This is a genomic window from Bordetella genomosp. 4, from assembly GCF_002261185.1.
Lineage (GTDB): Bacteria > Pseudomonadota > Gammaproteobacteria > Burkholderiales > Burkholderiaceae_B > Bordetella_A.
Genome location: NZ_NEVQ01000012.1, coordinates 1 through 18919 on the forward strand (window position 1 = coordinate 1; position 18919 = coordinate 18919).

The 18919-nt window shown below is 59.6% G+C and carries 15 protein-coding genes; 7 read left to right on the forward strand and 8 right to left on the reverse strand.

All coding sequences use genetic code 11. From position 1 onward, the window contains the following. Positions 1–527: 527 nt before the first annotated feature. The 5 genes from CAL20_RS07945 to CAL20_RS07965 form a co-directional block, all read right to left on the reverse strand. Entirely contained in the window at positions 528–1040 is a 513-nt protein-coding gene (locus tag CAL20_RS07945) for an RDD family protein (RefSeq protein ID WP_094837583.1), read from the reverse strand. A 344-nt stretch (positions 1041–1384) separates the two neighbouring features. Continuing rightward, the gene (locus tag CAL20_RS07950; RefSeq protein WP_254923989.1) at positions 1385–1576 is read right to left on the reverse strand and encodes a hypothetical protein; all 192 of its coding nucleotides are present in this window, start codon (positions 1574–1576) and stop codon (positions 1385–1387) included. Positions 1577–1823: 247 nt separating this feature from the next. Then, positions 1824–3386 carry a THUMP domain-containing class I SAM-dependent RNA methyltransferase gene (locus CAL20_RS07955; RefSeq protein ID WP_094837584.1) on the reverse strand — a complete coding sequence of 521 codons (1563 nt, stop codon included), beginning with the start codon at positions 3384–3386 and terminating at the stop codon, positions 1824–1826. 31 nt (positions 3387–3417) lie between these two features. Further along, on the reverse strand, positions 3418–3846 hold the full coding sequence (locus CAL20_RS07960; protein ID WP_094820294.1) for a CopD family protein: 429 nt from the start codon (positions 3844–3846) through the stop codon (positions 3418–3420). A gap of 399 nt (positions 3847–4245) precedes the next feature. Further along, positions 4246–5697: a bifunctional 2-methylcitrate dehydratase/aconitate hydratase gene (locus CAL20_RS07965; RefSeq protein WP_094837585.1), complete on the reverse strand. Its 1452-nt coding sequence runs from the start codon at positions 5695–5697 to the stop codon at positions 4246–4248. 179 nt (positions 5698–5876) lie between these two features. Here CAL20_RS07965 and CAL20_RS07970 point away from each other — a divergent pair, with 179 nt between their 5' ends. The 6 genes from CAL20_RS07970 (at position 5877) to CAL20_RS07995 (ending at position 14787) form a co-directional block, all read left to right on the forward strand. Next, positions 5877–6593, forward strand: a complete 717-nt coding sequence (locus CAL20_RS07970) for a GntR family transcriptional regulator (RefSeq protein ID WP_094837794.1) — start codon at positions 5877–5879, stop codon at positions 6591–6593. After that, entirely contained in the window at positions 6590–9205 is a 2616-nt protein-coding gene (acnD, locus tag CAL20_RS07975; protein ID WP_094837586.1) for a Fe/S-dependent 2-methylisocitrate dehydratase AcnD, read from the forward strand. Before CAL20_RS07970 ends, acnD begins: the two co-directional genes overlap by 4 nt. A 125-nt stretch (positions 9206–9330) precedes the next feature. Then, entirely contained in the window at positions 9331–10524 is a 1194-nt protein-coding gene (gene prpF / locus CAL20_RS07980; protein WP_094820730.1) for a 2-methylaconitate cis-trans isomerase PrpF, read from the forward strand. Between the two features lie 188 nt (positions 10525–10712). After that, complete coding sequence (locus tag CAL20_RS07985; RefSeq protein ID WP_094820298.1) at positions 10713–11258, forward strand: sigma-70 family RNA polymerase sigma factor; 546 nt, start codon at positions 10713–10715, stop codon at positions 11256–11258. Then, on the forward strand, positions 11255–12229 hold the full coding sequence (locus tag CAL20_RS07990; RefSeq protein WP_254923939.1) for a FecR domain-containing protein: 975 nt from the start codon (positions 11255–11257) through the stop codon (positions 12227–12229). The genes CAL20_RS07985 and CAL20_RS07990 overlap by 4 nt, the downstream gene beginning before the upstream one ends. A gap of 122 nt (positions 12230–12351) precedes the next feature. After that, the gene (locus CAL20_RS07995; protein ID WP_094820299.1) at positions 12352–14787 is read left to right on the forward strand and encodes a TonB-dependent receptor; all 2436 of its coding nucleotides are present in this window, start codon (positions 12352–12354) and stop codon (positions 14785–14787) included. Between the two features lie 16 nt (positions 14788–14803). On the opposite strand, the gene CAL20_RS08000 is transcribed toward CAL20_RS07995, so the two are convergent. After that, complete coding sequence (locus tag CAL20_RS08000) at positions 14804–15661, reverse strand: LysR family transcriptional regulator (protein ID WP_094837587.1); 858 nt, start codon at positions 15659–15661, stop codon at positions 14804–14806. An 82-nt stretch (positions 15662–15743) separates the two neighbouring features. On the opposite strand from CAL20_RS08000, the gene CAL20_RS08005 reads away from it, so the two are divergent. After that, positions 15744–16136, forward strand: coding sequence for a tautomerase family protein (locus tag CAL20_RS08005; protein ID WP_094820732.1), 393 nt, complete (start codon positions 15744–15746; stop codon positions 16134–16136). Positions 16137–16415: 279 nt separating this feature from the next. Here the strand turns inward: CAL20_RS08005 and prpC are convergent, their stop codons facing one another. Together prpC and prpB are read right to left on the reverse strand one after the other, a co-directional pair. Next, positions 16416–17621, reverse strand: a complete 1206-nt coding sequence (gene prpC / locus CAL20_RS08010; RefSeq protein WP_094820301.1) for a bifunctional 2-methylcitrate synthase/citrate synthase — start codon at positions 17619–17621, stop codon at positions 16416–16418. Positions 17622–17715: 94 nt separating this feature from the next. Then, positions 17716–18609, reverse strand: coding sequence for a methylisocitrate lyase (gene prpB, locus CAL20_RS08015; protein ID WP_094820302.1), 894 nt, complete (start codon positions 18607–18609; stop codon positions 17716–17718). Positions 18610–18919: the final 310 nt, after the last annotated feature.

An 18919-nucleotide genomic window follows, 5' to 3' on the forward strand; every position in this document is an offset into this window, starting at 1 on the left:
TAGTGCGGAGTTCTTTTGGCGCAGGAGGTCGGCGTGTAAAAGCCCCGCCGGGCCTATCGCCGCGACTCGGCCCAAGACCAGGGGCCTCGGCCCGCTTCGCGGGCTAAATCGCGGCTCAACGGCCCGGCGGGGCTTTTACACGCCGACCTCCTGCTCGCAATGTCTTCCGGTGACGGATGTCATGCGCTTTGCTGCATCAACGCTGTTGAGTTGCGTTTACGATGGCCGAATGGCGCTAGCTCAACCCATCGCATTGCCAAAGTCGGTTTCGAAAAACGAGGATGGCAATCAGCCGTCGTTGCATTCCCTCATCGTGAGTCCCTGTCGCGTGCCTGGGCGTGGCGCCGGGCCGTTGAGCACGGATTTAGTCCGCGTAGCGGACCGAGGCCCCTGGTCATGGGCCGAGTCCGTGCGATAGGCCCGGCGCCACGCCCAGGCACGCGACAGGGACGCCTTCATAGAGACAATCAAGAGCAGCAAATACCCGGCAGCAACAGCCAAGAAAAGCCCAGTCTGGGGGCTTTTTTCTATCGCCGCTTGTTCCGCGGCGGCGCATTGCGCAAGCGCGTTCCCAGCAGCCGATCGTGCAGGAACTGCCCATCCGGGTCGAACCACGACCAGATGAAAATCGCGAATGGCGCTACGACGATGAACATGTCCACCGATTTCCAACCCGTAGCTGACGAGGCAACAGCCACCAGGCCCGCAGCGGCCAATACGAGCGGCCAGACAAGGATATAGCGCAAGATCAGCCTGGGGACCGAGGGCGGCAGGCCATCGCGATCCACCAGCCGGATATTCCAGGTCTTCATCGGCAGCGTTTGCCCATTGCGGCGCCAGCACAACACAAAATAAATGCCGATGACGACAAATAGCCACGCCTGACGTGCATGCCTGAGCATCAACGCATGTTTACTCTGCGTCAGTGTGTCAAACAAATAGCCCGCCAGAAATACGACGCCGAACAAGAGGACGGCTTCATACATCATGCAGGCAAACCGGCGTAGCCGGCTGGGCGTCAGCGAGAGCGCATCGGTCATCAGAGCTCCGGAAACCTACGGGTACGCAACGCCATAGGCTGCACAAAGAGGGAAGCCACTTACTTCGGAATGTGGCATGGCCAAGGGGCGCTATTATCCCGGGCATCCGGGTCCTTGGCTATAGAAATGTCCCCCAATTCGGATTCAAGCCGAACCGCCAACATGGCGTCTTTGATGCCGATGACGAGCCGCCCGGTCAGAAACAGCAGATTCTTCGGCCACATTGATGGCGGTACCGCCTGGCCTGCAATCAGGCAAAAAAAAACCCACCGGGTTAACGGTGGGTCTTAAAAGGGGCTGTAGCAGCCCCCAAGGGGAAAATCGTTACTTGCCTGTTGTTGACTTCAGGCGGCCGAGTGAGCGGTCTTCGTCTCAGCTTGGCGGGTAATCAGTGTCTTGACGCCTTTGCCCAATTTGCCCAGGCCACGGGCCAGAGCGCGAAACGGACGGGGGCGGAACTGCTCTTCAATCGCTTGCAACATCAGCTGGCGTTCGAGTTCGTCGGTCAGCCGGATATGGGGGTTAATGTGAGGCACGATAAATCCAGAACTTGCGTGTATTCGTATGCAGTCATGCATCCCGGCTACCCGGTGTCAGCATCACGGTGAGGTGAGTGTCTACCTAGCAACCTGGGGATAACCCCTATTTTAGGGTTAACCCTGAATTTACGCAAGCGTCTAGTGCATCATGCGTGCTCCTGGTGCTGATGATGCGCCAGTTTTGGGCCTTGTGATCCTATTGCCACAATAATGGCGCATTGTTGCGGTGTTTTTACAACAATTATCACTTGGGGTTCCGATACCCCGCTGCTACCAGTTCGAACCCGAACAGGCGGCAATCCAGCGAGCCGTTGTGCAAAGGAATCCGGCGCAGAGGTTTGAGCCGCATACGTTGAGGCAGCTCGAGGTCGCTAGAGATCACATGCAACTGCCAGCCCGAATAGGCGCGTTTCAGGTTTGCCGACCAGGCTCGCCAGAGTTCGCTATCGTCCATCGGCAGGCGTTCACCGTAGGGAGGGTTCGTGACAATCCAACCCTGTTCGGCGGGAGGGGGCACCTCGCGGGCATCACCCACCTCGAATCGAATCGTGTCGGCCGTCAGCCAGGCGCGTTCCGCGTTGTTGCGGGCATATTCCACCACCTGGGGATCCAGGTCGTAGCCGACTAGAGGCGCATCCAGCTTGGGCAAAATCCGGGCGCGCGCGTCGTCTTTCAGATCGCGCCAGCGTCGCGGATCGTGTCCGCGCATGCGTTCAAATCCCAGCGGCCGCGAAATACCTGCGGGCACGCCCAGCGCAATCCAGGCTGCCTCGATCAAAATCGTGCCGCTCCCGCAGAACGGATCCAGCAGTGGTGCGGCAGGGTCCCAGCCAGCCAGGGCCAACATCCCGGCAGCGAGGTTTTCGCGCAGCGGCGCATCCCCTTTATCCAGACGCCAACCTCGCTTGAACAGCGATTCGCCGGAGGTGTCCAGATACAGCGTCGCGGTATGTCCTGTCAGGAACAAATGTACGCGAGCGTCCGGCCGCACTGTGTCGATGCTGGGACGCGCGCCTTCGCGATCGCGCAGGCGGTCACAGATGCCGTCCTTTGCACGCAGATTGCAGTATTGCAGGCTTTGTACCGGGCTTTTGATCGCCGAGGTGTCTACGCGCAACGTATGCTCCGCGCCAAACCAGCGTTCCCAGGGCACGCTGTAGGCCAGATCGAGGATATCGTCCTCGTGCGAGATTTCCTCGTGTGCCACCTGCACCAGGATGCGCGTGGCCAGACGGGAATACAAATTGGCGCGCTGTATGCCCGGCCAATCGGCGCTGAAATGGCAGCCGGCACGTCCCACACGAGCGTCTTCGAAGCCCAGCGCCTGCATTTCTGCGGTCAGGGCTTCTTCCAGTCCTTGGGGGCAAGGCGCAAAAATCTCGAACGTCTCTGCGTCGCGCAGTGCACGCGGTGCGTAGTGACGCACTTCGGGTTCTGCCGCCCATTCGATATCCGAGGGAAAGGCATCATGATCGCCAGCTGCAGCCGGCGTTGAATCGGTCCAATTATCCTCATCGCGAGCGCGTGGCGTCCTCGGCCGCCGTGGTGCGTCGAATTCGCCAGACGCACGTGAGCGTGACACCGGTTTGCCGCGCTCGGCCGACACGTTGCCTCGTGGCGCGGCGGGCGTGTCTTCGGTGTTTCGCCGTAGGCGTTGTGCTTGATCTTTCGATCGTTCAATCAGGGCAGCTGTGCGTGCACGCGCGCCGCTGCGCTTGCGTTTGGTATCGCCAGCGGCGGCATGCGCGTCACGCGCCGTTTTTTTGACCGTCAGTGTTTTACGGCGGTCTTGATCATCAGAAGACATTCGAATCCTGGCCTAAGGCCGGGCAGTGTGGTCAGAAGGGTTTGAGCACCACCAGCAGTACCACCGCCACGAGCAGTAAGACGGGAACTTCGTTGAACCAGCGGTAGAACTTGTGCGAGCGGGTGTTGCGGCCTTGTTCGAACTTGCGCAACATGACGCTACAGGCGTGATGGTAGCCGATGATGAGCAGGACAAAGAACAATTTGGCGTGCATCCAGCCGTTGCCGGGGCCCATGCCGACACCAAATCCGATGTACAGCCATAGGCCTAGTGCGATGGCGATGATGGCCAGGATGGTGGTGAATCTGAATAGTCGGCGCGCCATGCCGAGCAGACAGGCTTGTACCGAGGGGTCGGAGGTCTGGGCCAGATTCACGTAGATCCTGGGCAGGTAAAAGAGACCTGCAAACCAGGAGGCGATGAATACGATGTGGAAGGCTTTGACCCAGAGGTACAGCATGGTGGGGCTTTGGGGGAATGTGGGTGGATATGGGGATTGTAGTCGGCCTGTCGTTTGAACGGGAGAGTTGCGCTTTTTTGGCGGTATGGTGGGTTTTGTCGTTTTGGCTGTTCTCTTGGTATTGTTTCGGCTGTCTCTCGTGAGGCGTCCCGGGCGGGTGTCGCGCCGTGTTGCGCCGGCCCTGTCGGCTGGCCTGGACGCCTGCGCGCCCAGACTTCCCTTCACCAGGAGTGTCAGGCGGGGCGGCTGGGCAAACTCGCTCCGCTACGCTGCGCTCAAACATGCCCAGCCGAAATCCCCCCGCCTGACACTCCTGGCTCGGCAGCCTCAACGGGCCAGCGCAACACGGCGCGACACCCGCCCGGGACTCACAGTGGTGGCATGCGATGAGGGGAATCCCTAAATTACGTATAAATCCATGTATTCATGCACGGGCATTTCCTCCAACGTCTGCTGATCTAACGAGACCTCCAGAATTCGCGTCTGCTGTTTGGCAGGGAAGATCCGCGCCAGATTCGTCCTGAATTTGGCTTCGAGCAACGGAATTCCATCGCTGCGACGCCGTTTGTGCCCGATCGGGTATTCGCAGACCACCTCGTCCAGTTGCGTACCGTCGTTGAAAATCACCGTCAATGCGTTGGCGATCGATCGTTTGTCTGGGTCGTGATAGTCGCGGGTATAGGCCGGGTCCTCCACGCAGATGATCTTGTCGCGCAGGAGGTCGATGCGCGGATCGTGCGCGATGTCGTCCTCGTAGTCCGCGGCGGTGAGGCGGCCGAACAGGATGGGGATGGCCACCATGTATTGGATGCAGTGGTCGCGGTCGGCCGGGTTATTGAGCGGGCCTTTCTTGTCGATGATGCGAATGCATGCTTCGTGGGTGCGGATGATGATCTGCTTGATGTCGCCCACTGATCTGCCGGCAGCTACGAGCTGATCATGAATCGTCATGGCGCATTCCACTGCGGTTTGCGCATGAAACTCGGCCGGAAACGAGATTTTGAACAGCACGTTTTCCATGACATAGCTGCCATACGGGCGCTGAAACTTGAAGGGCTGGCCTTTGAAGAGGACGTCGTAGAACCCCCAGGTTTTTGCGCTCAGCACCGAGGGGTAGCCCATTTCGCCTGTTTTTGCGATCAACGCCAGGCGCACCGCGCGGCTGGTGGCGTCGCCCGCGGCCCAGCTTTTGCGGCTGCCCGTGTTCGGCGCATGACGATAGGTGCGCAGGCTCTGGCCGTCGACCCAGGCCAGCGAAACCGCGTTGATGGTTTCCTCGCGGCTCAGGCCCAGCATTTGCGCGACGACGGCGGTGGAGGCGACTTTGACGAGGACGACATGATCGAGGCCGACTTTGTTGAATGAGTTCTCCAGGGCGATGCACCCCTGGATTTCATGCGCCTTGATCATGGCTGTCAGCACATCGCGCATGGTGAGTGGGGCTTTACCCAATGCAACGGCATTGCGCGACAGCCAGTCTGCGGTGGCCAGGATGCCGCCCAGATTGTCCGAAGGATGCCCCCATTCGGCCGCGAGCCAGGTGTCGTTGAAGTCCAGCCAGCGGATCATGGCGCCGATGTTGAAGGCGGCCTGGACGGGGTCGAGCTGGAATTGGGTGCCCGGGACCTTGGCTCCGTGAGGGACGATCGTGCCCGGCACGATCGGGCCGAGCAGCTTGCGGCACGCCGGGTATTCCAGTGCCTCCAGGCCGCAGCCTAGCGTGTCGATCAGACAATTGCGCGCCGTTTCATAAGCCAGGCTGCTCTGGATTTGATAGTCGAGAACGTAATCGACAATGTCTATGAGGACCTGATCGGGCTCGGGGCGGACATTGGAGATATGAGCGGACATGCGGGCTCCTTCTGTGCAATCCGCGCCTATGTGCGCGGGTGGGGCAAGGGCGTACGCCAAAGCCCCGTTATCGGGGACAGGAGACGATGGGTCGAATCAAGGGCATGATTGTTGACAATCTAGCCAATAAATCGCCTCATGGCTATAATTTAATCCGAAATAATCTACGAATTGTCGACATGGTGGAAAAAGTCCTCACGCTGCCTGTACCGGCCGCGAGCGAATCGGAGACGCTCTCCGAGCACGTGTTCCGCAAGATTCAGTCCGCCATCGTCAAAGGCGACATCTCGCCCGGGAGCAAGATTTCCGAGCCGGAATTGGCGCGCACCTATGGCATCAGCCGCGGGCCGCTGCGCGAGGCCATCCACCGTCTCGAGGGACAGCGCCTGCTGGTGCGCGTGCCGCATGTGGGCGCTCGCGTCGTGTCGCTGAGCCAGCAAGAGCTCTGCGAGCTCTACCAGATTCGAGAATCGCTTGAGGGCATGGCCTGTCGCCTGGCCGCAGAACGGATGACGCCGGCAGCCGCAGATGAGCTGCGTCGCGTGCTCGAGGCCCACGAGCGCGATGAGGCATTCCAGGCGGGACGTGGTTACTATCAGCAGGAAGGCGATTACGATTTTCACTACCGTATCGTTCAGGCCAGCGGCAACCAGATGCTGATTCGCATGCTGTGCGACGAGCTCTATCAACTGGCCCGTATGTATCGCATTCAATATTCGACGACGCCCAATCGGCCTCGTCAGGCGTTTACCGAGCATCACCGCATTCTCGACGCTATCGCCGACGGCGATGGCGAGTTGGCTGAACTGCTGATGCGCAGACACATACGCGCATCCCGTCTCAATATCGAACATCAGATCGCGCAGAGCAACTTGCCGCAAACGGAGGCATCTTGAACACTCAATTCCGCAAGCCCTTGCCGGGCACTAATCTCGACTATTTCGACGTGCGCGCTGCGGTCGAGGCTATCGCACCGGGCGCCTATGACCAATTGCCGTATACCTCGCGTGTGCTCGGCGAAAACCTGGTGCGGCGTTGTGATCCCGCTCTGTTGAACGATGCCTTGCGCCAATTGATCGAGCGCCGCCGGGATCTGGATTTCCCGTGGTTTCCGGCTCGTGTGGTCTGTCACGACATTCTGGGGCAGACCGCGTTGGTCGATCTGGCAGGCCTGCGTGACGCGATCGCCGATATGGGCGGCGACCCCGCCAATGTCAATCCCGTGGTGCCGGTGCAGTTGATCGTGGATCACTCGTTGGCGGTCGAACACGGTGGTTTCGAACCCGATGCGTTTGCAAAGAATCGCGCTGTCGAAGACCGCCGCAACGAAGACCGTTTCCATTTCATCGACTGGACGCGCGAGGCCTTTCACAACGTAGACGTAGTGCCGCCGGGCAACGGGATCATGCATCAGATCAATCTGGAACGCATGTCGCCGGTGATTCATGCCCAGGATGGCGTTGCGTATCCGGATACTCTGGTGGGCACGGATAGTCATACGCCGCATGTGGATGCCTTGGGCGTGATCGCGGTCGGCGTCGGCGGCCTGGAGGCCGAGAACGTCATGCTGGGACGCGCGTCCTGGATGCGTCTGCCTGATATCGTCGGGGTCGAGTTGACGGGACGCCGTCAGCCTGGCATTACGGCTACCGACATCGTGCTGACCTTGACCGAATTCCTGCGCAAAGAAAAAGTCGTGGGCGCGTACCTGGAGTTCTATGGCGAGGGCGCTGCGAGCCTGACCCTGGGCGACCGCGCGACGATTTCCAATATGGCGCCGGAATACGGTGCGACGGCGGCCATGTTCGCTATTGATCAGCAGACGATCGACTATCTGAAACTCACGGGCCGAGAAGACGCGCAGGTACGCTTGGTCGAAACGTACGCCAAGGTAGCAGGCCTGTGGTCAGACAGCTTGAAACAGGTTCAATACGAGCGTGTGCTGAGCTTCGATCTGTCCAGTGTGGTGCGCACTTTGGCGGGGCCTTCGAATCCGCATCGCCGCCTGCCCGTATCCGATCTGGCCGAACGCGGTATCGCCGGTGTTGTGGAAAACGAGCCCGGCCTGATGCCAGATGGCGCAGTCATTATTGCGGCTATCACCAGCTGTACCAACACCAGTAATCCGCGCAACGTCATAGCGGCAGGTTTGCTGGCGCGCAACGCCAACCGTGCCGGCCTGACGCGCAAGCCCTGGGTCAAAACCTCGCTGGCTCCCGGATCGAAGGCGGTCGAGTTGTATTTGGACGAAGCCGGCTTGACGCCTGAATTGGAAAAACTGGGTTTTGGTGTTGTCGCTTTTGCCTGTACCACGTGCAATGGTATGTCGGGCGCATTGGACCCCAAGATTCAGCAAGAGATCATCGACCGCGATCTATACGCCACCGCCGTGCTGTCGGGCAATCGCAATTTTGACGGGCGTATCCATCCCTATGCCAAGCAGGCGTTCCTGGCCTCGCCGCCGTTGGTCGTCGCCTATGCCATCGCGGGGACCATCCGCTTTGATATCGAACAAGACGTGTTGGGTCAGGATGCCAATGGAAAAGACATTCGCTTGAAGGACCTCTGGCCCACCGATGAGGAGATCGACGCGGTGGTCCAGGCGGCAGTCAAACCCGAGCAGTTCCGCAAGGTCTATGCGCCGATGTTCGGCATTCGCGATCAGCGCCGCGAGGCCGTGAGCCCGCTGTACGCGTGGCGTCCGCAGAGCACCTACATCCGCCGTCCGCCGTACTGGGAGGGCGCACTGGCCGGCGAGCGCACCTTGCGCGGTATGCGCCCGTTGGCCGTGCTGGGCGACAACATCACGACGGATCACCTATCGCCCTCGAATGCTATTTTGCCCGACAGTGCAGCGGGCGAGTATCTGGCGAAAATGGGATTGCCCGAAGAGGATTTCAATTCCTATGCGACTCACCGTGGCGATCACCTGACGGCGCAACGCGCGACGTTTGCCAATCCCAAGTTGTTCAACGAGATGGTGCGCAACGAGGATGGCAGCGTAAAACAAGGCTCCTTGGCGCGTGTTGAGCCCGAAGGCCAGACGATGCGCATGTGGGAGGCCATCGAAACCTATATGCAGCGCAAACAGCCGCTCATCATTGTTGCGGGTGCTGACTATGGCCAAGGTTCGTCGCGCGATTGGGCCGCGAAAGGCGTGCGTCTGGCGGGCGTGGAGGCTATCGTGGCCGAGGGCTTTGAGCGTATCCACCGTACGAACCTGATCGGCATGGGCGTGTTGCCGCTGGAGTTCAAGCCGGGCACGGATCGCAAGACACTCGCCTTGGATGGCACGGAAACCTATGACGTCGTGGGCGAACGCAAGCCGCGCGCTGATTTGACCTTGATCGTGCATCGTCGCGATGGCGAGACCATTGAGGTTCCAGTGACGTGCCGGCTGGATACGGCAGAGGAAGTCTCGATTTACGAGGCAGGGGGCGTGCTGCAGCGTTTTGCACAAGATTTTCTTGAGGCATCGTCTACGGACGCTGCCAGCAAGGCGGGTTAACGTGCCTGCCGCAGGTATCGAGCAGAGCATTTGAGACACAACACCGGCTTGGTTTGCCCATTCATGTGGCGGCCAAGCCTGAATCCTATTGCGCAGATGGCGCTATCTATTTTCAGGACTGGTCGATGACTCACGCACCACAAATCAAGATACCCGCGACATACATGCGCGGCGGCACCAGCAAAGGCGTGTTTTTCAAACTGACGGATTTGCCCGAGGCGGCTCAGGTTCCCGGGCCCGACCGTGACGCACTGTTGTTGCGCGTGATCGGCAGCCCCGATCCGTATGGCAAGCAGATCGACGGCATGGGGGGAGCGACCTCCAGCACGAGCAAGGCCGTCATCTTGTCCAAGAGCAGCAGGCCGGATCACGATGTGGATTACCTGTTCGGCCAAGTTTCCATTGACCAGCCTTTCGTGGATTGGAGCGGCAATTGCGGCAATCTGTCTGCCGCGGTCGGCCCCTTCGCCATTGCCAACGGCTTGGTGGACGCACAGCGTGTGCCCGAGAACGGCGTGGTAGTGGTGCGGATCTGGCAAGCCAATATCGGAAAGACCATCGTCGCCCATGTGCCGATCGCGCACGGCCAGGTGCAGGAAGTTGGCGACTTCGAACTGGATGGCGTCACGTTCCCTGCAGCTGAAGTCCGAATCGAGTTTCTGGATCCTGCCGACGAAGGCGAGGGTGATGGCGGCTCGATGTTTCCGACGGGTAACGTGGTCGACGAGCTGGATGTGCCGGGCGTAGGAACGTTTCAAGCGACGTTCATCAATTCCGGTATCCCTACGATCTTTCTGAATGCGGATGCGCTGGGCTATACCGGCACCGAATTACAGGACGACATCAATAGCGACCCTGCGGCTTTGGCGCGTTTTGAAGCGATCCGTGCGCATGGCGCAGTACGCATGGGCCTGATCGACTCGCCGGATCAGGCTGCAGGCCGTCAGCACACGCCTAAAGTGGCGTTTGTGGCCCCGCCGAAGGCCTATACCGCATCGAGCGGTAAAGCCATCGCCGCGGAGGATATCGATGTGCTGGTACGCGCCTTGTCGATGGGTAAATTGCACCATGCCATGATGGGAACGGCATCGGTGGCTATCGCCACGGCGGCAGCCGTGCCTGGCACGTTGGTCAACTTGGCGGCAGGCGGCGGCGAACGCGATGGTGTACGTTTCGGACATCCCTCTGGCACGTTGCGAGTCGGGGCCGAGGCTCGCCTGGTCAATGACGAATGGACGGTCACCAAAGCCATCATGTCGCGTAGCGCACGCGTGTTGATGGAAGGCTGGGTGCGTGTGCCTTGGGCTCCGGGAGTGTGATCAGCATAAGCCGGTTGGCACGCTGTACGCCAACCGGATGCACGTAATTGGGGCTATATCCCTGCTTGTTGCCAAATCGGTGTACTTCGCTTCATAATTTGCGGCTTATTTGTTATTAATAAGCATTTTCATTTGTGTTCCTCTGGTTTACCGGCACGTGAGTGCCTGGTACTACGCTGGGCTGCATCATGATTGTCTCGAATCCCGCAAATTGTGTCGCCCGGCTGTATGGGGATCATCACGGCTGGCTGGTCGGCTGGTTGCGTCGGCGCCTGGGTAACACCGCCGACGCCGCAGAATTGGCGCACGACGTCTTCGTGCGCCTGCTGGTCAAACCTCGCCAATTCGACGGTGCCCCTCAGGCGCGCGGGTATTTGCGCGCAATGGCCGACGGCATGTGCGTGGACTTGTGGCGCCGGCGCAGCCTCGAGCAGGCGTGGCTGGAAGTCTTGGCCCAGGAGCCTGAGCCAACGGCACCGTCGGCTGAACGCCAGGCCATCGTGCTCGAGGCCCTGCAGGAGATCGATGCCATGCTGCAAGATCTGTCTCCCAAGGCGGCGAATGCCTTTGTCATGGCCATGGCTTGCGGGATGACCGATCGGGAAATTGCCACTGCGCTCGGGGTTTCGTCCCGCATGGTTCGCAAGTACGTCGCCAAGGCCATGCTGAATTGCATGCTTTTGGAGGCCCGCGACGTCGCGGTCGATAGCCCCGCGCCTGCCTCGCAATCGTGAGTTCTCACGTCGCTACCCCCTCTCATGCGGTCCTGGAGCAGGCAGCCCAATGGTACGCATTGCTGCGCTCTGGAGAAGCCTCGTCGATAGACCGCTTGAGCTGGCAACGATGGCTGGACGCGGCCGCTGAGCACCGCCAGGCGTGGGCAGTCGTCGAGAGAGTGGGGCAGCGTTTCGAACCTCTCCAAGCCCGTCAGGACCGGCATATTGCCGCAGCCACCTTTCGGCGCGCACGCGGCGCCAGGCCTCGCCGCCGGCAGGTACTGCTGGCGCTGGTCGGGGTCGCCGGCGCGGGATGGTTGGGATGGCGCCATGGGTCCTGGCTCCATCCCGTCATGGCGTGGACGGCCGACCAGCGGGCCGATACGGGTGAAATTCGCCATCTTGCGCTGGATGATGGCAGTGAAGTCTGGCTGAATGCAGAAAGCGCGTTTAACGTAATGTATAGCCAGCAGGCGCGGCGTTTGCACTTGCTCTACGGGGAAATGCTGGTGCAAACGGGGAAGGACGCGCGTCCTTTCTTTGTCGATACTGAACAAGGCAGTCTGCGTGCCCTTGGTACGCGTTTCACCGTGCGGCAGGAAACGGGTGACACGCTGGTCGCGGTGTACGACGGCGCTGTCGAGGTGGCCCTCGCGCGCAATAGGCTGACCAGCATCGTCGCGGCCGGAGCGCAACTGCGTTTCACGGGCGAGGAGCTTGGCTTGCCTGTCGCGGCGGATCCGGCCAGGGCCGCGTGGATCCGCGGGCTTATTGTTGCTGATGGCATGCGTTTGGCTGACGTGGTCGCGGAACTGCGTCGCCATCAACATGGCTATATCAACCTGGCCGATGAGGTGGCGGACTTGCGAGTGTTCGGCAGCTATCCCGCTGATGATCCGGTCCGCGCGTTGACGATGTTGGCATCTGTCATGCCCATCCAGGTGCATCGAACCCTGCCGTGGTGGATTCGGATCGACGCACGCTCGTAAATTTTCCGCGGGCGGTTCCGCTTTTTGCTGGCTTATTCGATTAGGTATATCGAGAGCCCGATGCCCGGTCATCGGATTTGTGCTCCTTTTTCGATAATTTCGCCAGGAAAGCCGCCATCGCCATGACGCATTGTTCCCCGGATAGTCTATTGCCCGCTCGCAGCATGGGTGTACGTTCGAGTTTGCTTGCACGCCGGTTCGCATTTGCACTGGCCGTCGCCGGTCTCGCGGGATGGGTGTCGCCAGCCTATGCTCAGACACTACCTGTCACTACGGCGGCGCGCAGTTACGATATTCCGGCGGGACCTCTGAACCAAGTGCTGGCGCGCCTGACGGCCGAGTCAGGCCTATTGCTCGCCGCCACGCCGCAACTCGTTGCCGGCCGTCACAGCCCGGGCGTGAAAGGCAGCTATGGTGATGATGAAGCGCTGAATCGGGCATTGGCGGGCACGGGGCTCGTAGCGTTGCGTGAGGCGCCGCGTCAATTCCGATTGGCACCTGTTTCTGAGGCAGACACCGCCGTGCTCGAGCCTGTGACAGTCACTGCCGGGGCCGGAGGCGGTACTCTGCCTGAACCCTACGCAGGAGGGCAGGTCGCGCGAGGCGCACGGCTTGGTCTGCTGGGCAGTGTCGACATGATGAGTGCACCATTCAATGTCACAGCCTATACGGCTGAGCTCATGCGTGACCAGCAAATGCGCAGTCTTTCCGATGTGATGGCCAACGACCCTTCGGTGGAAGCGGGCGGCCCCTGGTATTTCGACAACTTTTATATCCGCGGCCTCAGTGTGAATCGCGCCGAGATCGGCTTTGACGGCATGTATGGTATTGCCAGCTCGGAAGGGGTGCAGTTAGAGGGGATCGAGCGCGTCGAAGTGCTCAAGGGACCGAGCACACTCATCAATGGAACCTCGCCACGGGGTACGGCTGGCGGGGCCATTAATCTCGTACCCAAGCGTGCCGCCGACGAGCCATTGACCCGATTCGAGGCCTTGTACTTGAGCGACAGCAACGTGGGTGCCAATGTCGATATTGGGCGCCGCTTTGGCGAGAGCAATGCCTTTGGGGTGAGGTTGAACGCGGCTTATCGCGATGGGGATGCCTCGGTAGATCACGAGCAGCAGCGTGCGTCAAATGTCACTGTGGGCCTGGATTATCAGGGCGAACGTTTGCGCGCCAGCGCCGACATGGGCGTAAGCAGCCAAAAGATCACTGGCGCCAAGAGCAATTTCTACGTATCCGCCTCCGAACTGCCTGAAGCGCCGAGAGGTGACACGAATGTGTGGCCATCTTGGTCGTACCAGGACAAGGAATATGTCTTCGGCATGGCTCGTATCGAATATGACGTGACGGATTTCATGAGCGTTGGCGGGGCGTATGGTGCCTCTGACACTCGCCGAAAAATGAATACCCCTTTTGGGGTGCTGACCAACACCGAAGGCGACATTGACTTTTTCCCCAGTGCGTTGGAGGAAAAGAATAAGGCGCACAGCGGGGAACTCAATACGCGGCTGCGCTTTGACACGGGGCCGGTACGTCACGAAGCGGTCTTGGCGATGACGGATTATCGTTCCAAGGTTTCCAACTACCAGCCCCAATCGACGTATAGCGCGGCCAGCAACCTCTACGATCCAGTCGATATTCCGGAGCCGTCAGGGTTGGACTTCGATCGCTCGTTGACACCACTGTCTTCGACTCGGTTGCGCAGCTATGCGATCACAGACACGCTCTCCATGTTGGATGACAGGGTACTTTTGATTCTCGGGCTACGGCATCAGAAAATCGATGTGAACGCCTATAACTGGCAGACAGGCGCCTTCGAGTCCAATTACAAGCAGAGTGCCAATACGCCCGCCACGGGGCTGGTAGTCAAGCCATGGCAAGATGTCTCGTTGTACGCCAACTATGTAGAAGCGCTGTCTCAGGGGGATACCGCCCCGTCGACGGCGGTCAATGCCAACGAAGTCTTTGAGCCCTTTGTTTCAAGACAGATGGAGATTGGCGCGAAGGTCGACTGGGGAAGTTTCAGCACCACACTGAGTGCGTTCCAGATCAAGCGGCCTAGCGGCATTCTGGGCTCGGACAATGTCTACCGTATCGCGGGAAAACAGCGAAACCGCGGCATAGAACTGCAGGTGTTGGGAGAGCCCGTGCGAGGCTTTCGTCTGCTGGGAGGCCTCGCTTGGACGCGTGCCATCCTGACGGAAACTCCGGACGGAGCCTTCGATGGCAACAAGGCCGCGGGTATTCCCACCTGGTCCGTAAAGCTGGGATCCGAGCTCGATATTCCTCAGATACCGGGACTGACTGCCACGGCGCGCCTGATCTACTCGTCATCGATTCCCTTCAACGCCGATAATACGGAGACCATTCCTGCCTGGACACGGGTTGATGTGGGCGCGCGTTATGCGACGCGTATCGTGGATAGAAATGTCGTGTTTCGGGCGACCGTGGAAAACGTATTCAATCGCCGCTATTGGGATACTTCGCCAGCGTATCAGACCGTGACGTATGCAGCACCGCGTACGTATATGCTATCGGCGAGCATCGAGTTTTGATGCTCGCATGAGCAGCCTATCCCCGCGCGGCGGCCTTGAATGCTGCGGACAGCGCAATCAGCGTATCAGTCGCGCGCTGCGATTTGACTCGGGTATGCAACACGATCGGCAGGCTCGGCAGTGCAGGCAGGCCCAGCTTCGAACCTATGTCAACGGCGCCAAAAGGCAACATCCGCGGGGCCAATGCCGCCACGCCCAACCCTGCCATGACCGCTGCGGCGACGGCTGCCACGCCACCGCCAACAAAGACTTCGGTCCATGGCACAGCGGCCTCATCCAGCAGCTTGCCGGCTAGCGCTCTCACTCCACATGGCTCGGCGAGGGTGGCTAGCGGCAATGGCTCATTGGCTCGCGGCTGCCAACTCGGTGCCGCGAACCAGCCTAGCGTTTCTTCAGCAAGTATCTGCCCGTCGGTGCCTCCCAGATGCTGCCGGACGATCACGGTATCGAACTCTCTCCGTTCATACCGCTGAATCAAATCACCGGATGAGCCGATACGGATTTCGATCACCAGATCGGGATCTTGCGCATTCATGCGCGAGATCAAGGCAGGCAGCTCCGGCCCGGCGACATGGTCACTGATGCCGATAGTCAGACGTTGCCGGGTTCCGGAAAAAACCGATAGTGCGCGATCGTGGGCGTCCAGCAATGCGCGTGCATGCTCCAGGAACGCATTGCCTTGCGCAGAGAGCTCCACATACCGGGGCGTGCGCTCGACCAGCCGGAATCCCACTCTGTCCTCGAGCCGCTTGAGTTTCAGACTGACTGCCGCCTGCGTCATCTGCAGCGCTTCGGCGGCACGCGTGAAACTGCCCAGTTCGACGATCTGCACGAACGCCCGTACCGCATCCAGGTCCAGAGAGGTCGCTATCATTTCAAATTTTTATTAATGAAATAAGTATAAATAGCTTATCAGAATAGATACGATGAGTGCGTCCATCACCGGGAGCATTGCTATGCCATTTGTTCATGTTTCACTGCGCGCGGGAACGCCGGAAGCCTATCGGCAGGCGATTTTCGACAATGTGTACCGTGCATTACGAGAGACGTTCAACGTCCCTGAAGACGATCAATTCATGATCTTGACCGAGCACGAGGCGGCGAACTTTCGCTACAGTCCTTCGTATATGAATGTCGCCCGCAGCGACGACCTGGTCTACATCCAGATGACTGTCAGCAATACACGAGACCTGGACCAGAAAAAAGCGCTGTTCAAGCGGCTCGTGCAATTACTCGGCGAGGACCCTGGCATCCGTCCCGAGGACGTATTCATCAACCTGGTCGAAGTCGTCAAAGAAAACTGGTCCTTCGGCCACGGCCAAGCGCAGTACGCCTCAAGCCAAAATTAACGCGCATCGCTCTCATCAATAAGAGCAACTGTAAGCCGAAAGCGTTGCGCAACAGCCCTCGTCAATCAGTGCAATCGCAAGCCGGGGGCAGTCGCCTATAAGCCCCACCGGCCCGTTGAACCGCGGGCAGTCCCCGAAGGGGACCTCGGCCCCTGCTAATGGGCCGAGCCGCGGTGATAGGGCCGGTGGGGCTTATAGGCGACTGCCCCCGGCGTCTAAAGAACTCATCGATCCGCGAGCAACTACTACCCCAACGCTCGCATGATCAACACCTACCCGTTATTTACGCTTTTCCAAGGGCACATACTTCAGATCATCCGGCCCGATATAGTTAGCCGTAGGACGAATAATCTTGTTATCGACCCGCTGTTCAATGATGTGAGCCGACCATCCCGCCGTACGTGCAATCACGAACAACGGCGTGAACATAGCCGTAGGCACACCCATCATGTGATAGCTGACAGCCGAGAACCAATCCAGGTTCGGGAACATCTTCTTGACTTCCCACATCACCGTTTCCAGACGCTCGGCGATGTCGAACATCTTGGTGCTGCCGGCCTTCTTCGAAAGCTTGTGCGCGACTTCCTTGATGACCTTGTTGCGCGGATCCGAAACCGTGTAGACGGGGTGACCAAAACCGATGACGACTTCCTTGGCTTCGACGCGGCGGCGGATATCGGCCTCGGCTTCGTCCGGGGTGTCATAGCGTTTCTGGATTTCGAAAGCCACTTCGTTGGCGCCGCCGTGTTTCGGGCCGCGCAGCGCGCCGATCCCGCCGGTGATCGCCGAATAAATGTCCGAGCCCGTGCCGGCAATGACGCGGCTGGTGAACGTCGAGGCATTGAACTCATGCTCGGCGTACAAAATCAGCGACGTATGCATGGCGCGAACCCATTCGTCGGACGGTTTCTTGCCATGCAGCAGATGCAGGAAATGGCCGCCGATGCTGTCATCATCCGTTTGCACATCGATGACGCGGCCGTTGTGGCTGTAGTGATACCAGTACAGCAACGAGGAACCCAGGTTGGCCATCAAACGATCGGCGATGTCGCGCGCATCGGGGATGTTGTGATCGTCCTTTTCGGGCAACACGCAGCCCAGCACCGATACGGCCGTACGCATCACGTCCATGGGGTGGCTGGCGGCGGGCAGGCTTTCCAGCACGTTTTGCAGTTGCACCGGCAGACCACGCAGCGCGCGGAGTTTTTCCTTGTAGGCTTTCAGCTCAGCCTTGTTCGGCAGCTTGCCATGCACCAGCAAATGCGCGATTTCTTCGAATTCGGCCTCGCCGGCAAAATCCAGGATGTCGTAACCACGATAGTGCAAATCGTTGCCCGTGCGGCCGACGGTACACAGCGCCGTGTTACCGGCCACGACGCCCGACAATGCGACGGATTTTTTAGGTTTGAAGCCCGCTTTTTCTTCTGTCGGGGCAGCCGTTTTGGTGGCCTCGGCCGTAGCGGCTTGTTTCTTCGAAGTGCTCATGTCTCTGACTCCTTTCCTTTGTTGGCGTCAAATGGGGCGAAAGTAGGACTTGCAGCACTGGCCGGTGGAAAATCCAGGCCGGCCAGCACGGGGATTACTTGTTCTTGCCTTGCTGGAACAGCGCGTCCAGTTGCGATTCGAATGCGTGGTAGCCGATGCGATCGTACAGCTCGTCGCGCGTCTGCATCGTATCCAGCACGTTCTTCTGGTGACCGTCACGGCGAATGGCCTGGTACACGTTTTCAGCGGCCTTGTTCATGGCGCGGAAGGCGGACAAGGGATACAGCACCATGGCCACATTGACACTGGCGAGCTCCTCGACGGTGAACAACGGCGTCTTGCCGAATTCGGTGATGTTGGCCAACACCGGTACGTTGACGGCTTTGACGAATCGGTCATACGTCGGTAGATCGTAGGCGGCTTCGGCAAAGATGGCGTCAGCGCCTGCTTCGACACATGCCAATGCACGTTCGATCGCCGCGTCTACGCCGTGCGAGGCAATCGCATCGGTGCGAGCAATCAGATAAAAATCCGAATCCGTGCGAGCGTCGGCCGCGGCCTTGACGCGATCAGCCATTTCTTCAGTGCTGACGATTTCCTTGCCGGGACGATGGCCGCAGCGTTTGGCGCCGACCTGATCTTCGATGTGGCAGGCCGCGGCGCCGAATTTGATCAGGCTCTTGACGGTACGGGCAATGTTGAATGCGGACGGACCGAAACCTGTGTCGATGTCGACCAGCAATGGCACGTCACACACATCGGTGATACGTCGTACGTCCGTCAGCACGTCATCCAGCGTGTTGATGCCCAGGTCGGGCAGGCCGAGCGACCCTGCTGCGACGCCGCCGCCGGACAGATAAATGGCGCGGTATCCGGCACGCTTGGCCAGTAATGCATGATTGGCGTTGATGGCGCCGATGATTTGCAGCGGATTTTCTTCTGCCAGTGCCTGGCGAAAGAGGGCGCCAGGAGAGGTAGGACGGGTCATGAGCGAGTCTCCGTGAATGGCTGGGCGCTCAGTCTGGCGCCAAGGCCTGATTGATGGTGCAGAAACGCCGTCCGTGGTCTGATGCCCATGACAGGCCGGCGGCGCGTACCGCGTACGGATGAAATGAGCAGCAAGGGGCTGCGCAATAAATCTGTTTCCTCATGACGACGGCCGCATTGCGGCGCGGCTCGGCGTCGTGGCAGGTCTGTTTGTCCGGCAGCCAGGATGTCTTCCGATAAAGGCAGGCGCTTTTTTCGGACGAGTGACCACTGCGTGGACGGCGAAGCAACAGATTTATTACGGCGCGGCA

Coding starts and splice junctions, on each gene's coding strand:
- CAL20_RS07945 (WP_094837583.1), bottom strand. CDS start 1,040: ATGACCGATGCGCTCTCGCTGACGCCCAGCCGGCTACGCCGGTTTGCC.
- CAL20_RS07955 (WP_094837584.1), bottom strand. CDS start 3,386: ATGTCTTCTGATGATCAAGACCGCCGTAAAACACTGACGGTCAAAAAA.
- CAL20_RS07960 (WP_094820294.1), bottom strand. CDS start 3,846: ATGCTGTACCTCTGGGTCAAAGCCTTCCACATCGTATTCATCGCCTCC.
- CAL20_RS07965 (WP_094837585.1), bottom strand. CDS start 5,697: ATGTCCGCTCATATCTCCAATGTCCGCCCCGAGCCCGATCAGGTCCTC.
- CAL20_RS07970 (WP_094837794.1), top strand. CDS start 5,877: ATGGTGGAAAAAGTCCTCACGCTGCCTGTACCGGCCGCGAGCGAATCG.
- prpF (WP_094820730.1), top strand. CDS start 9,331: ATGACTCACGCACCACAAATCAAGATACCCGCGACATACATGCGCGGC.
- CAL20_RS07985 (WP_094820298.1), top strand. CDS start 10,713: ATGATTGTCTCGAATCCCGCAAATTGTGTCGCCCGGCTGTATGGGGAT.
- CAL20_RS07995 (WP_094820299.1), top strand. CDS start 12,352: ATGACGCATTGTTCCCCGGATAGTCTATTGCCCGCTCGCAGCATGGGT.
- CAL20_RS08000 (WP_094837587.1), bottom strand. CDS start 15,661: ATGATAGCGACCTCTCTGGACCTGGATGCGGTACGGGCGTTCGTGCAG.
- CAL20_RS08005 (WP_094820732.1), top strand. CDS start 15,744: ATGCCATTTGTTCATGTTTCACTGCGCGCGGGAACGCCGGAAGCCTAT.
- prpC (WP_094820301.1), bottom strand. CDS start 17,621: ATGAGCACTTCGAAGAAACAAGCCGCTACGGCCGAGGCCACCAAAACG.
- prpB (WP_094820302.1), bottom strand. CDS start 18,609: ATGACCCGTCCTACCTCTCCTGGCGCCCTCTTTCGCCAGGCACTGGCA.